Raw genomic sequence first — 15207 nt, forward strand, 5'->3', positions numbered from 1 at the left:
TTTTTGTGTATTTTTGCAAAAAAATAAAAATCATCATGAAGGATACTGTTGAAAATATAGTTAATGAAACTAAAGGAAAAAGTTCATTTCCAAATTTAATAGTTTTATGTTTTATAGTTTCCTTATTAATTATTGACTTCTTTCCTTACTTTAAAAGTCTGGAAATTATCAATCCACAGTTTTTATATTTATCCTTAGTGAATGCAGTAACTGGGATTTATTTATATCTCAATTCAAATCTCATTTCGAAGAATATTATTCAAATTTTCAAGAAAAGTTATATTTTAAAACTTTATGCTTCCTTTGTTTTTTTCTGCGCTTTATCCTATCTCACAGCCAAAAACACATCACTTGTATTTACAAAAATTACAGAAATTGTAATTGTATTTTGCTTATTTATAAATCTTTCTATTTTTCTCAGAAACAAACTAGATCTATTTTATAAAATAGCTTTTATTGTTTCTTTTAGTGCTTTTATACAGGCTTGGCAGCAATTAGCGCAATTTATTATTATCCCAAAACATGTTGCAGTTATTAATCTTTTAAACGGAATGAAAGGTAACACGGGTAATATAAACATCTTAGCCGCTAGTTTAACAATAAAAATTCCATTTATACTAATTGGAATACTTTACTTTAAAAACTACAAAAAGCTTTTTCTAATTGTTGCCCTTTTTTCAGTTACGGCGGTTATTTTCTTAACTGGAGCAAGAACACCATTAATCAATATATTTTTATTGTGTATCATTTATACTATATATGTATGGAGAAAATATTCGTTTAAGAAAGAAACGTTCATTAGAATTTCTTATTTAATCCTCCCAATTCTTCTTTCAATCATTTTTACTGGTTCAATATTTAATAAATCAAAAGACAACGCCCGATATGTTTCACTAAAAAACAGAGTTGAACAGATAAATACTGAAGAAGCCTCATCAAAAGCACGTCTGATATACTGGAATAATGCACTTAAAATGAGTGAAAAAAATCCATTTTTAGGAATTGGATTAGGTAATTATCAAATAGAATCAATTCCATATGAAAGAACAACTTCTAACGATTCAGTCGTTTCGTTGCATGCACACAATGATTTTCTTGAAATTTTAGCTGAAACCGGAATTATCAATGGGCTTATTTACTTTTCACTTTTCGTCTATCTTTTAATTATTAATCTAAAGAATGTAATTAAATCAATTAATAAAGAATGTGAGTTGCTTTCTATTTTAATTTTAATGATACTAGTTGTTCATGGTATAGATTCCCTGTTCAATTTTCCAATGTACAGGCCTACAATGGCTATTTTTTTCAGTTTAATGCTTGCTTTCAGTTTATTAAATAATTCGGAAGTTCTACAAACAAAATTATCTACAAACAATTCCCCGACCAAAATTATAATTGCAATACTAATTGGAATATCGTTAATCACCAGCTTTTCTGCATATGTAATTTATAAAGCGTCTCATTTAGAGTATTTAATTTTTAGTGACAATATCAACATGAGCAATAAGGGAGTACTTACTGGTGATGAAGTCATTAAAAGAATGCCAGCATATCCAAATGTTTTTAACACTTCAGAATCATTTTATGAATATGCAGGAATCTACTATGTTCGTGAAAAACAATATGACAAGGCTCTAAAATGTTTTTCAAAAGCAAGTAAAATAAATGGTTATTCTGGTCGCATTCCATTTTATAAAGTTATTATTTCCAGAAATAAAGGGAATCTGGACAGCGCTTACGTTTATTCCAAACAGGCTTTCTATTTAAGGCCTAGAGATTATGATCTTTATAAAGCTTCTTCCGAATTTGCGATATTTAGAAAAGATACTTTAGAAATTATAAAAGAACATAAATTGTTTAATCAATACAGACCAACGAGTCGAACCTGGGCAGAAGCCGCTAAAGGCCTTAGAACATCAGGATACAATTATAAAAATTTACTTGTTTTTGTAAATCAAGGTTTAAAAGTTTTTCCAAAAGATAGTATATTAAAAGAAATGAAAAACAATCTTTTAATAACCAATTATCTTGTTGGCGGGCAGCATTTCGAATCCGATTCGAAACTAAACAAAGCCTTGGAATCATATGAAAAAATTTTAAAGATTGACGCTGAAAATGTTTATGCATTTCAAAATATTGGCTTTAATTATTTGAAGCAAGGCCAAATTAAAAAAGCGATCAGCAGTTTATTAAATGCACTGAATTATCCGGGTTTAAATGATGGCAAAACAGAATTTTATCTTGGCATTTGTTATTTAAAAGTGAACGATAAAGTGAATGCTTTAAAATATCTCCATCTTTCCAAAAACAAAGGTTATCCTGCAGCCAAGCAAATAATATCCAGTTTTCAAAACATAAAAATGGTTGATGAAAAGACTGTATTGAAACAAAAAAATGATTTTTTGATTGCTGAATATATTACAGAAGGACAAAAATTTGAAGAACAGAAAAAAATGAGTGAGGCTCTTTTGTCTTATGAAAAAGCGGAAAAGATCGACCCTAAGAGTATTTATGCAGCACAAAATATTGGTTTCTATTATTTTAAGACAGGACAATCAAAAAAAGCAATCACCTATTTGCTGAATGCATTAAAATATCCTGGTTTAAATGATGGAAAAACAGAATATTTTCTTTCAATATGTTATTTGCAAGAAGATGATAAAACTAATGCTTGCAAATATTTAAATAGATCAAAAAACAAAAACTATCCTGATGCAGAACAATTATTAACAAAAATCTGTAAATAGTTTTGATGCTATTGAATGCCTAATTTAGAATCATTCGTTTTAAAACAAATTAGGCCTAAAGTTTGAATATTATTTAGGTTAAAAAGCCTTATTTTTGCGCTCTCAATTAACCTAGGAAGTATGAAATCTATTCAAGCAAATAATTATTTCGTGCATTTTAACCAAAATGCGTACGAAGCTTTAAATAAGCATTTAAAAGAAACTAAGTATTCAAATCTCTTTATAATAGTAGACGATAAAACAAATGAATATTGTCTTTCTAAACTTTTGCCTCAAATTGAAACTGATTTAAATATCGAAATTATTGAATTTGAATCGGGTGAAGAAAATAAAAATATCGAAACTTGTATTCAGATCTGGAATGTACTTACTGAACTTGGAGCCGACAGAAAAGCACTTATTATAAATTTAGGAGGCGGTGTTGTTACTGATTTAGGCGGATTTGTTGCTTCTACTTTTAAAAGAGGTGTTAATTTCATAAATATTCCAACAACTTTATTATCAATGGTTGATGCTTCAGTTGGCGGAAAAACAGGTGTTGACTTAGGAAACCTTAAAAACCAGATTGGTGTAATCAATGTACCTCAGATGGTTTTGATCGATACCGAATATCTTCAAACTTTATCACAAAGCGAAATGCGTTCAGGATTAGCTGAAATGCTGAAACACGGTCTTATTTATGATACAGCATACTGGAAAGAGTTTTTAGACATAAAAGCTATTGATTATAACGGATTGGATGAACTTATTTATCGTTCTGTTGAAATTAAAAATGATATTGTAATTCAGGACCCAACTGAAAAAAATATTCGTAAAGCATTAAACTTCGGGCATACGCTTGGCCATGCTATAGAAAGCTACTTTTTAGAAAGCGAAACTAAAACAACATTATTGCATGGTGAAGCAATTGCCATCGGAATGATTCTGGAAAGTTATATTTCGCTGCAGAAAGGTTTAATTACTGTTGCCGAATATTCTGAAATCAAAACTGCTATAAAAAGTATTTATGATGATGTAATTGTCGAAGAAAACGACATTGATCCAATATTAGAATTACTGATTCACGACAAAAAAAATGAATATGGCTTGATTCAGTTTGCGCTGATCGAAGGAATCGGAAAAATAAAAATTAACCAATCAGTTGAAAATAAATTAATTCTAGAAGCGTTTCAAGATTATAAATCTTAAATATTTTTTAATCAAAAGGATTGCTTTAGGTATATATTATTTTTTACATTTGCCTCGATGAAAACAAACAGAAAACAAAGACATTTCAGCTCATATAGAAACAGACTCAACAGCTCTTTATTAAGAATGCTGAACCGTTTTTATAATAGTAAAAGTCCGTTTTGTTTTGATGTTTTCTTATGTTCAAAAGCCGAGCACGAAAAACTGCCGATTATTTTCGCCAATATTAGAGTTTGAATTTTAGATTTAGCGCCGTTTTTTTACTAAATTTAAATACAAATTAAAATATTGAAAATTAAATGAATACAAAATATTCTGATCTAATAAACCAAACATACTATTTTCCACAGGAGGAATTTAAACTAAACAAGGACAACCTTCAGTTTCATAACATCGATTTAATGAAACTGGTTGAACAATATGGTACACCTTTAAAGTTTACTTATTTGCCTCAAATTTCTGAAAACATCAACAAGGCAAAATCTTGGTTCAGAAAAGCAATGGAAAAGAACAAATACGAAGCAAAGTATTACTATTGTTATTGCACCAAAAGCTCTCATTTTGAATACATTATGAATGAAGCTTTCAAGAATAACATTCATATTGAAACTTCGTCAGCATTTGACGTCAACATTGTTGAGAATTTGTTGGAAAACGGAAAAATCAATAAAAGTACGTATGTTATCTGCAATGGTTTTAAAAGAGACGAATACATTAGTAATATTGCTAGATTAATTAATAACGGACATAAAAACACTATTCCGATTATTGATAATTACGAAGAACTTGATTTGCTTCAAGGCGAAATTAAAGGAAAATTCAAAATTGGAATTCGTATTGCAGCTGAGGAAGAGCCTAAATTTGAGTTTTATACTTCAAGATTAGGAATTGGTTATAAAAACATTGTTTCGTTCTATAAAAAACAAATTCAGGAGAATGATAAACTAGAGCTTAAAATGCTTCACTTTTTCATTAATACCGGAATCAACGATACATCATATTACTGGAATGAGCTTGTAAAATGTATTAAAGTTTACATTGCACTTAAAAAAGAATGCCCTACTCTTGATGGCTTGAACATTGGAGGCGGTTTTCCAATTAAGAACTCACTTGCTTTTGAATATGATTATCAATATATGATTGATGAAATTATCAATCAAATTAAAATCGCTTGTGATGAAGCCGAAGTTGATGTACCAAATATCTTTACAGAATTTGGTTCGTTTACAGTAGGTGAAAGTGGTGGCGCAATCTATCAGATTTTGTATCAAAAACAACAAAATGATAGAGAAAAATGGAATATGATCGATTCATCGTTCATTACTACTTTGCCAGATACTTGGGCTATAAATAAACGTTTTATTATGCTGGCGATAAATCGCTGGAATGATACTTACGAACGGGTTCTACTGGGCGGACTGACTTGTGATAGTGACGATTATTACAATTCTGAACAAAACATGAATGCCATTTATTTGCCTAAATACAGCAAAGAAAAACCATTATATATTGGTTTCTTTAATACAGGTGCGTATCAGGAAACAATTGGAGGTTACGGCGGTTTACACCACTGTTTGATTCCACAGCCAAAACACATTTTGATAGATCGTGACGAAAATGGTATTCTGGCAACAGAAGTTTTCTCAGAACAACAGACTTCTGATGATGTATTGAAAATTTTAGGCTACAAGAAAAAAATATAAAAATTAGGCAAATTAAAAAGTTAATAGCTTTAAATTTATTAATTTGCAGTAAGATCGTAAAAGGTTAAAAACTTTTAATTCAAACAAAAACAAAAAAAAAAGAAATGAAAGGACCAATCAGTCAGTTTATTGAAAAACATTATTTACACTTTAACTCTGCTTCTCTAGTAGATGCGGCTAAAGAGTACGAGCAACAGCTGGCTAACGGCTCAAAAATGCTTGTAAGTATGGCTGGTGCTATGAGTACAGCTGAAATTGGTAAAATTTTTGCAGAAATAATTAGACAAGATAAAGTACAAATTATTTCATGTACTGGAGCCAATCTAGAAGAAGATATCATGAATTTAGTAGCTCATTCTCATTATGAAAGAGTTCCTAACTACCGTGATTTGACACCAGAAGATGAATGGGCACTGCTTGAAAGAGGATTAAACCGTGTTACAGATACTTGTATTCCTGAACATGAAGCTTTCAGACGTCTTCAAAAGCATATCTACAAAATTTGGAAAGATGCAGATGATAAAGGAGAACGTTATTTCCCGCACGAATTCATGTATAAAATGTTATTGTCTGGTGTTCTTGAAGAATATTACGAAATTGATTTAAAAGACAGCTGGATGTATGCAGCAGCTGAAAAAAATCTTCCAATTATCGTTCCAGGATGGGAAGATAGTACAATGGGAAATATTTTCGCATCATATGTAATTAAAGGAGAATTAAAAGCTTCAACAATGAAGTCTGGTATTGAATACATGACTTTCTTAGCAGATTGGTATTCAAAAAACAGCAGCAACGGTATCGGATTCTTCCAAATTGGTGGTGGTATCGCAGGTGACTTCCCTATTTGTGTTGTGCCAATGCTTTATCAAGATATGGAAATGCACGATGTTCCTTTCTGGAGTTATTTCTGTCAAATTTCTGATTCAACAACGAGTTACGGATCATATTCAGGAGCTGTTCCAAATGAGAAAATCACTTGGGGTAAATTAGATATCAAAACCCCTAAATTTATTATCGAATCGGATGCTACAATCGTTGCGCCGTTAATTTTTGCATATTTATTAGATTTATAGGATATTTTTATGAAAAGAGTTATAGTAGACTACGCCAAACTGACAAACGAAATTTTAAACCTTTTGGTTGAAAAATTTCCTGATGGTTATGATGATTCGGATGTTATCCGTTTTAGAAACGCTAAAAACGAATTAGTAGAAGCTGTTGAAGTACGTACTGAAGACACTATTTATTTAGTAAAAATTAGTACCAAGCTTGCTGACAGAATTGAAAATTATGACGAAGATGATGATATCGATCTTGATGTTGATACAATCGAACCGGTAAAAGGACTTGATCTTGACGATGATGCTGCTGACGATGATGAAGATGATGACAATCAAGACAAACCAGACACTGATGGCGGTGACGATGATGACGAAGACAGAGACCCAGACGATATCGCTGATGAAGAAGATGATGATGAAGACGATGAAGACTAATCATTTAAAATTATAAAAACGAAGGAACTCTTTTGAGTTCCTTTTTTTTATCAACTACTATTTATATTTGTAAGAAATTAATTATATTTATTTTTTTATTGCAATTTATTTAAATTATACCCATTATTACATGACTTCAGAATTATTACATGCCAAACTAAAAGAGAATTTCGGATTTGAAAAATTCAGGCCAAATCAAGAAACGATCATAACAACCGTTTTATCTGGTCAAGATACGCTTGCAATTATGCCAACAGGTGGCGGAAAATCAATTTGTTTTCAATTGCCTGCCCTTATTTTACCAGGAATCACAATTGTAATTTCTCCTTTAATTGCATTAATGAAAGACCAGGTCGACAGTTTAAAAACAAATGGTATCGCTGCTTGTTTTATTAACAGCAGTCAATCTTCTGAGGAACAGCAGTATTATATTGACAATTTAAGATCAAATACCTTTAAACTCGTTTACATTGCACCTGAAAGTTTGTCTTATTTGGATAATGCCTTTAACGAATTGACTATCAGTTTAATTGCTATTGATGAAGCACACTGTATTTCGTCATGGGGCCATGATTTTAGACCCGCATATACAAATTTAGGATATTTAAAAAACCGCTTCCCTTCTACTCCAGTTTTGGCTTTAACCGCTACTGCCGATAAAGCAACTCGTGTAGATATAACAAAACAGTTGAATTTAAAAAATCCGAAAACTTTTGTTGCATCATTTGATCGCGCGAATTTAAGTCTTGAAGTACGACCTGCATTAGATCGCGTAAAACAAATTATTGATTTTGTTGAAAACAAACCCAACGAATCTGGGATTATCTATTGCTTAAGCAGAAAAACTACAGAAGAACTTGCTGAGAAATTATCCAAAAATGGTATTGCTGCAAAAGCATATCACGCAGGTTTAGACAATACAAAACGAGCAAAAACGCAAGATGAATTTATCAATGATGACTGCCAAGTGGTTTGTGCCACAATTGCTTTTGGGATGGGAATTGACAAATCGAATGTCCGCTGGGTAATTCATTATAATCTTCCAAAAAACATTGAAGGTTATTATCAGGAAATTGGTCGCGCTGGTCGTGATGGCATGCCTGCTGAAACTGTTTTATTTGAAAGTTATGCCGATGTGATTCAGCTTCAAAAATTTGCTTCTGAAGGATTGAACTCTGATGTTCAACTTGCCAAATTAGATCGAATGAAACAATATGCAGATGCTCTAAGCTGCCGCAGAAAAATATTGCTTTCCTATTTTGGAGAATTAGTAACTGAAAATTGCGGTAATTGTGATATCTGTAAAAATCCTCCAACATTTTTCGACGGAACGACTCTCGCGCAAAAAGCACTTTCTGCTATCACTAGATTACAGGAATCAGAACCTTTGGCTGTAATTGTTGATTTTTTGAGAGGCTCGAAAAACGCATATATCTACGAAAAAAATTATCAAACGCTAAAAACGTACGGAATTGGAGCTGATATTTCTTGGTACGATTGGAATCAATATTTAATTCAGCTGATTAATTTGGGATATTGCGAAATTGCCTTTCATCAGCATAATAAAATTTTACTGACATCTTTTGCTAAAAAAGTTTTGTTTGAAGGTGAAAAAGTAAAGCTGACAACTGTAGTTAAGAAAGTAATTGATAAAAATGAAATAAAACAAGAGAAAGCAAAAGCCTCTAAAAATTCATTATTTGAAACGCTTAGAAAATTACGTTATGAAATTGCACAAGAAGAAGAAGTTCCGGCATATGTGATTTTCAGTGACGCATCTCTAAGACAAATGGAAATCTTAAGACCAATGAGCGACGAGGATTTTCTTGCTGTTGAAGGTGTTGGAAAGGCTAAACTTGAAAAATATGGTTCTGAGTTTATAAATGCTATCATTCAATTTTATAAAAATAAATCGGTTGTTAAAAAAGAAAAAAAAGATAGCACGTACGCAAAAACTTTAGAGTTATTTCAAAACGGGCTTTCTATAGAAGAAATTGCCGGACAAAGAAATCTCGGCGAAACCACAATTGTTTCTCATTTAGCAAAATTATATGTTGACGGGAATGATTTAGATTTAAGCCAATTTGTTTCTGATCAAGAAATTGCTGCAATACAAAAAGCGCAAATAGAATTAGAAAACCCTACTGCGTTAAAACCGTACTTTGAATATTTTGAAGAAAAAGTGTCTTATGATAAAATTCGCTTTGGATTAGCTTTTTTGGAGAGAAAACATCAAACTATTCAATAATTTTTATCCTTTTAACAAAGGAGAAATAACAAGATTGTATAAAAAAATCCTGTGAAGTTAATTCACAGGATTTTTTTTTTTTGATTTTATAAATATCTTTCCTCAAAAACTTTTTGATGATGTTTTTGATGCCCAATAACAACAAAACCTAACGCTCTAACAGAAATTGGATTGTTTGAAGCAGTTCCAATTCTTTTAAGCTGTTCTTCAGATAAGCTTTTATAAAACAATAAAGTTGAATATCTTAACGCCGAGAATTCTGTTAACAAATCTTGAATGCTTCTTTTGTTTGATTCGGTATTATTTGCATAATCATCTTCCTCAAAACTTGGCAAAGGCGTTTTATCATTTCGTGAAAATCTTAAAGCACGATAAACAAAAATACGCTCACAATCTATAAGATGCTGAATGATATCTTTGATCGTCCATTTTCCTTCTGCATAGCGATAATCAAACTTATCCATCGGAATGTCTTGTACAAATCTGATGAAGCTATGAAGCGAAATTTCTAATTCTTCAATCAAATTTACATTTCCAGCTTCGCGAATATAATTAGCAAATCCGCCAGAATATTCGTTTTCTAATAATTGATCTGAATTCATTTTATAATTTTTAAGCAGAGTTTCTACTCGCGTTTGTATTTCCAAAAAGTGATCGTGTAACAATCTTTTCGTATACTTTGATCAAATCTTCGTTGCCTTCTTTTTTGTTCAATTCATTAATTCTCAAAAGAGCATACTGCTGAATTGTCAATAAAGGCAAAACAATTCGCTCTCTGATCTGAATTGATGCAATACCATCAGGATAATTCTCCATCAAAGTTTTATGTCCAGCAATTTTCAATAAGAGTCTTTTTGTTTCAGAAAATTCATCAAATATAATTTGCCAAAATTCACCAAACTCAGGGTCTTTACTCATGTAGGCCGTTAAAGGTAAAAATGATTTTGCCAATGACATCATACTGTTTTCAAGCAGTGTTTTGAAAAATAACGAATTATGATACAAATCGCTTACTTTATCCCATTGTCCAGATTCTTCAAAATGTCTTAAAGCAGATCCTACTCCAAAAAATCCTGGTACATTTTGTTTTAATTGACTCCATGAACCAACAAATGGAATTGCTCTTAAATCAGCAAAATCCAAAGATTCTGATTTGCTTCTTTTTGAAGGACGACTTCCAATATTCGTTTTTGAGTAATATTTCAGCGTACTCATTTTTTCCAAATATGGAATAAATTTTGGATGATTTTTAAAACTCAAATATTTATCATATCCTAAAGAAGCCAATTGCGTTAAAATGGCAGTTTCTTCTGGACTTAATTCATTTTCTTCTTTCTTAAATACTTGATTTGTAATTCCCGCAGTTAATAAATTTTCAATATTGTAACGGCATGAATCTAAAGTTCCAAAATTTGAACTGATAGTTTGCCCCTGAACTGTTATCTGGATTTCATTATTTTCAATTTTTGGTCCTAATGAAGCATAAAATTTATGTGTTTTTCCACCACCACGGGCTGGAGGTCCACCACGGCCGTCAAAGAAAATAGCTTTAATGCCGTATTTTCTAGAGATTTCGGTCAATGAAATTTTAGCCTGATAAATACTCCAGTTCGCCATTAAATAACCGCCATCTTTTGTTCCGTCAGAGAAACCAAGCATAATAGTTTGTTTATTGCCTCTCGCCTGTAAATGCTTTGCATATTCTGGATTTGTATACAACTGCTCCATAATCGAATGCGCATTCTGCAAATCATCAACTGATTCAAAAAGCGGAATAATATCAACCGTTGGATTTTCCCAGTTATTCAAACGAATCATGGCAAAAGTTTCCATTACGTTCAAAGCACTTTCATTATTACTGATAATGTAGCGATTTGCTCCTTCTTCACCGTTATTTTGCTGAATTGTTTTTATTGCTTGAACAGATTCTAAAGTTGATCTTGTAATTTCATCTTCAAAATCACTCGGATTTAAGTCTCCTTTTACTTTTGATAAAACATCTATTTTTTGATCTTCTGTCAGTTCGTAATAATTTTTCGGAAAAATTGATGAACCTGAGTTCAAATAATAATTCACCACATCTTTAAATACAGCATTATGAATTTTACTGTTCTGACGAATATCTAAAGTTGCAAAATGGAAACCAAATAGATTTATTTTAACTAATAATGCCTCTAACTCGTCCAGATAAAGTGACTGGTGTTTTTCAATAATAATTGTTCTGATTTTATCCAGCTGCGCTAATAATTCATCTAGAGTGATAAAAATCTCACCTTTAGAATAAAATACAGAACGATAAAGTTTATGTTCAAGTTCTGCAACCAAAACATCTACACCTGAGAAAGTTAGCTTACGTTTTAAGTTTCTCATTTCAACATAATAACACTTTAAAATAGAAGTACGCAAACGGTCTGCTACTTTTAAAGTAATATCAGTAGTCACAAATGGATTTCCATCACGGTCTCCTCCTGGCCAGAATCCAAGTTTGATTAATTGGTTTTGAATTGCATTTCCTGCAAGGATGTTTTTTTGCAGATAATGAACTATTTCACCAGAAGTTGCATAAAAAACGTTCTCAAGGTACCAAATCAAACTTACAGCTTCATCGTAAGGATTTGGCTTTACATTTTGAATAAAAGGAGTTTTTCCTAATTGCGCTAATAATTGTTTGATCTGTAATAGGTCGTTTTGACGAATCGCTTCAGTCAGATCGTTTATGATTCCTAAAACTGGACCAGGGTAAAATTGCGTTGGATGTGCCGTTAAAACCGTGCGGACATTGAAATTTTCTAAAAATTCGATTAATTCCTCATCTTTTTCCTTTGCATCCGTTTTCTCTTTAATATCACGCAAAGAACCTCGCCCTTCCATATTGTTAACTTCCGGAAAAGCAGCATCTTCAATTGCATCAAACAATACGATTTGACGCTCTATATATTGAATAAAACGAAACATTAAATCGATTTTTTCCGTCTCTGAAGCATTATTCAGAAACTTATTTGAGAAAAAATCAAAAATTTCTTTGGGTGTCTCTTCTTTTTTAAATCCCGTTTCACAAGTCTCTGTAAATAAAGGTAATAAAACCCCCGTATTATCTATAGAGTCAAATGGCAAAGTTATAAAGACACTATTATAGATGTGGTATTTAGAAAGAACGTCTTGGTTAAAACGCTCAATTTTGGGTAACGTGTACATAATTGTGTTGTAGTTGTTTGGTTAATTAGTCATAAAAAAACCCCAAGAATAAACTTGAGGTATATTTTAATATAGCATTCAAGAGGAATTCTTACATATTTTTAAAAATAGTATGCATCAAACGCTTCTTATCGTTAATACTTTCCTCTAATGAAATCATAGTTTCTGTTCTGTAAACTCCTTCGATATCATCAATCATAAAAATAACTTCTTTCGCATGCTTAGTGTCTTTTGCTCTAATTTTGCAAAAAATGTTGAATTTACCAGTCGTTACAGAAGCTACTGTTACGAAAGGAATTTGATTGATTCTCTCTAATACAAATTTAGTTTGAGACGTATTATTAAGGAATACACCCACATAAGCAATAAATGAATACCCTAATTTATCGTAATCTAAGGCTAGTGAAGATCCCATGATGATACCGGCATCCTCCATTTTTTTTACTCTAACATGTACTGTTCCAGCAGATATCAATAGTTTTTTTGCAATGTCAGTAAACGGAACTCTCGTATTGTCTATTAACATATCTAAAATCTGGTGATCTACTTCATCTAAACGAAATTTACTCATAATTCTTTAATTAATATTACTAATTGCTATTACAAAGTATAAAAATATATATAAAAAACAACAAATTCACATAAAAATTAACTTTTTATCAACCCGTTAACAAATTTAGTATTTTTATTTAAATAAAAATCTGCTTTTTGATTCAATTTCGGAAAATTACCATAGTCATCAGAATAAATTGCACCTTTTGCATCATATTCGTAATGTCCAAAATAATTTTCTAATTCTCCTGCTTCAACTATATAAGCATTAAAATGAATCTTATTTTCAATCAATTCTTCTTTGTATTGTGCGACAAAATTCGTAATAATTTCGATACCATCATAATTTATTTTGATATTTTTATACATAAAATCATAAAAAACCACTTTATTTTGTGAAATATTCAAATAATCATTAATTCTATTATTAACTAAATCGTTTTCGGAGATGAGTTTAAACGCCGTAATTAGTGAGAAAAATAGGAACTTTCGCGTGATTTCTCTGTCATAATCCCCTGCATAGTGCCCTGCTTCAAATAATATCGTAGGAACGCCTAAAAATTGAAAAGTATCTCCAATACAATTTAGATTAAACGAATCATCAAAACGACCAATTTGTCCTGGAATATATTTTTGCAATTCATCATTAATTCCAGCAATCACATTTATAGCTTTTAATCTGTTCTCATTAATTTCTCTTTCTTCATTATAGGAAGGCGCCAAAAATGAAACAGTTGCAGGTTTTCCCGTCTCTCCCGCACCAAATATTGTTCTTTGATCATGAAGATTAAAGCAGAAATGAGGTTTAAAACTTTCGAAAACTTCTCTTAAAACGTTGCTTTCTGGCTGTGTCAGATTTTGTGAATCACGATTTAAGTCGATTTTATTGGCATTTTCACGTGTATATAACTTCGCTCCATCAGGATTTAGTATAGGAATGCTGTAAAAAGTAAATGTATCTAGCATTTTCTGAGCAAATTCTGATCCATTATTTAGTACGTTAATGAAATCAAATAGTGCTTTTGTTGTTGTGCTTTCGTTTCCATGCATTTGTGACCAAAGGTAAATACGCGTACTTCCTGTACCAATTTGGTAACTATATATAGGTTGTCCTAAAACCGATTTTCCTATAACTGAAACTTGATTGTTGGTATTTAATTTGGTTAATAAAGGCTCAATATGATCTAAAGTAAGATAACGGCCTGATATAGATTGCTCCTTGTTCTGGTTAAATAATTCTTCTAAATTCATTGTCTTTTGATTTGTTTACAAAAGTAAACATCTTTATTTTTACAATTGTAAACTCTAAAAAATATCGAAAATTTAGAATTGTAAACAGTATTTAGGATTATTTGAAAGGCTTCTTAAATCCTTGAATTAACAAATGTTACACTTTAAATACATATTTATTAATTACATGTATTTCAACAAGTTATAAGTTATTATATAAAGTATTAATTAGATCTAAAATACGCTATTATTATAATTTACAACTGTAAAATTGTTTATCTAATTCCTTTTTGTTACATTTGTAAACATAGCTGTCGCTTAAAATAATTTACAATGGTAAACATCGATGATTTTGTAAAAAGACTGGAAATTATATTGGATTATTATGCTATAAACGCCTCGTCATTTGCTGACAAAATTGGGGTACAGCGTTCTAGTATGTCTCATCTTTTATCTGGAAGAAACAAACCAAGTCTGGATTTTGTCATGAAAATTCTTGAAGTTTTTCCAGATGTCGATTTGTATTGGCTTCTTAACGGAACTGGAAACTTCCCTAAAAGTGCTGACGAAATTTCATTCTCAAAAGTCACTTCAACTTCAGAAATGGAAAAAACCGTCCCTCCTACTTTATTAAATGAAAATTTTTCTGGAACTGATTTATTTTCTGAAATAAGTAACGAGGAAAAAAATAGTGTCGAAAATAAAAATATTGCCCTTGAAAAAAATCCTATTTTTTCTTTGGAAGAAAAAGAAATTGAGAAAATCGTGATTTTTTACAAAAACGGGACATTTAAGGCATATGTCCCGTAGTTCAGAAATTTTGCGTATTTGAAAATTTTCAAAATTAT

At 31.0% G+C, this 15207-nt stretch carries 11 protein-coding genes; 7 read left to right on the forward strand and 4 right to left on the reverse strand.

Features of this window, described 5'->3' with window-relative positions; translation table 11 throughout:
- Positions 1-35: 35 nt before the first annotated feature.
- The 6 genes from GKZ88_RS14425 (at position 36) to recQ (ending at position 9382) form a co-directional block, all read left to right on the forward strand.
- On the forward strand, positions 36-2747 hold the full coding sequence (locus GKZ88_RS14425; RefSeq protein WP_155103057.1) for an O-antigen ligase family protein: 2712 nt from the start codon (positions 36-38) through the stop codon (positions 2745-2747).
- A gap of 120 nt (positions 2748-2867) precedes the next feature.
- A complete protein-coding gene (gene aroB / locus GKZ88_RS14430; protein WP_155103058.1) occupies positions 2868-3935 on the forward strand; it encodes a 3-dehydroquinate synthase in 1068 nt (355 codons plus the stop codon).
- A gap of 299 nt (positions 3936-4234) precedes the next feature.
- Positions 4235-5638, forward strand: a complete 1404-nt coding sequence (locus tag GKZ88_RS14435) for an arginine decarboxylase (protein ID WP_155103059.1) — start codon at positions 4235-4237, stop codon at positions 5636-5638.
- A 104-nt stretch (positions 5639-5742) separates the two neighbouring features.
- Positions 5743-6711: a deoxyhypusine synthase family protein gene (locus GKZ88_RS14440; protein WP_133523891.1), complete on the forward strand. Its 969-nt coding sequence runs from the start codon at positions 5743-5745 to the stop codon at positions 6709-6711.
- Positions 6712-6720: 9 nt separating this feature from the next.
- The gene (locus tag GKZ88_RS14445; RefSeq protein ID WP_155103060.1) at positions 6721-7134 is read left to right on the forward strand and encodes a DNA primase; all 414 of its coding nucleotides are present in this window, start codon (positions 6721-6723) and stop codon (positions 7132-7134) included.
- 130 nt (positions 7135-7264) lie between these two features.
- Entirely contained in the window at positions 7265-9382 is a 2118-nt protein-coding gene (gene recQ / locus GKZ88_RS14450; protein ID WP_155103061.1) for a DNA helicase RecQ, read from the forward strand.
- An 86-nt stretch (positions 9383-9468) separates the two neighbouring features.
- Here the strand turns inward: recQ and GKZ88_RS14455 are convergent, their stop codons facing one another.
- The 4 genes from GKZ88_RS14455 to GKZ88_RS14470 all read right to left on the reverse strand — a co-directional run bounded on the left by GKZ88_RS14455 (position 9469) and on the right by GKZ88_RS14470 (position 14380).
- The gene (locus GKZ88_RS14455; protein ID WP_155103062.1) at positions 9469-9984 is read right to left on the reverse strand and encodes a DinB family protein; all 516 of its coding nucleotides are present in this window, start codon (positions 9982-9984) and stop codon (positions 9469-9471) included.
- 10 nt (positions 9985-9994) lie between these two features.
- A complete protein-coding gene (locus GKZ88_RS14460; RefSeq protein ID WP_155103063.1) occupies positions 9995-12577 on the reverse strand; it encodes a phosphoenolpyruvate carboxylase in 2583 nt (860 codons plus the stop codon).
- Positions 12578-12668: 91 nt separating this feature from the next.
- Positions 12669-13148: a winged helix-turn-helix transcriptional regulator gene (locus GKZ88_RS14465; protein ID WP_007805990.1), complete on the reverse strand. Its 480-nt coding sequence runs from the start codon at positions 13146-13148 to the stop codon at positions 12669-12671.
- A gap of 77 nt (positions 13149-13225) precedes the next feature.
- Positions 13226-14380, reverse strand: coding sequence for a M14 metallopeptidase family protein (locus GKZ88_RS14470; protein WP_155103064.1), 1155 nt, complete (start codon positions 14378-14380; stop codon positions 13226-13228).
- A gap of 312 nt (positions 14381-14692) precedes the next feature.
- On the opposite strand from GKZ88_RS14470, the gene GKZ88_RS14475 reads away from it, so the two are divergent.
- On the forward strand, positions 14693-15169 hold the full coding sequence (locus GKZ88_RS14475) for a helix-turn-helix transcriptional regulator (RefSeq protein WP_155103065.1): 477 nt from the start codon (positions 14693-14695) through the stop codon (positions 15167-15169).
- Positions 15170-15207: the final 38 nt, after the last annotated feature.

Origin of the sequence: Flavobacterium sp. LC2016-01 (assembly GCF_009711135.1) — a bacterium.
GTDB lineage: Bacteria > Bacteroidota > Bacteroidia > Flavobacteriales > Flavobacteriaceae > Flavobacterium.

Bases quoted from the DNA above. Each gene is read 5' to 3' on its own strand.
- GKZ88_RS14425 (WP_155103057.1), top strand. From the start codon at position 36: ATGAAGGATACTGTTGAAAATATAGTTAATGAAACTAAAGGAAAAAGT.
- aroB (WP_155103058.1), top strand. From the start codon at position 2,868: ATGAAATCTATTCAAGCAAATAATTATTTCGTGCATTTTAACCAAAAT.
- GKZ88_RS14435 (WP_155103059.1), top strand. From the start codon at position 4,235: ATGAATACAAAATATTCTGATCTAATAAACCAAACATACTATTTTCCA.
- GKZ88_RS14440 (WP_133523891.1), top strand. From the start codon at position 5,743: ATGAAAGGACCAATCAGTCAGTTTATTGAAAAACATTATTTACACTTT.
- GKZ88_RS14445 (WP_155103060.1), top strand. From the start codon at position 6,721: ATGAAAAGAGTTATAGTAGACTACGCCAAACTGACAAACGAAATTTTA.
- recQ (WP_155103061.1), top strand. From the start codon at position 7,265: ATGACTTCAGAATTATTACATGCCAAACTAAAAGAGAATTTCGGATTT.
- GKZ88_RS14455 (WP_155103062.1), bottom strand. From the start codon at position 9,984: ATGAATTCAGATCAATTATTAGAAAACGAATATTCTGGCGGATTTGCT.
- GKZ88_RS14460 (WP_155103063.1), bottom strand. From the start codon at position 12,577: ATGTACACGTTACCCAAAATTGAGCGTTTTAACCAAGACGTTCTTTCT.
- GKZ88_RS14465 (WP_007805990.1), bottom strand. From the start codon at position 13,148: ATGAGTAAATTTCGTTTAGATGAAGTAGATCACCAGATTTTAGATATG.
- GKZ88_RS14470 (WP_155103064.1), bottom strand. From the start codon at position 14,380: ATGAATTTAGAAGAATTATTTAACCAGAACAAGGAGCAATCTATATCA.
- GKZ88_RS14475 (WP_155103065.1), top strand. From the start codon at position 14,693: ATGGTAAACATCGATGATTTTGTAAAAAGACTGGAAATTATATTGGAT.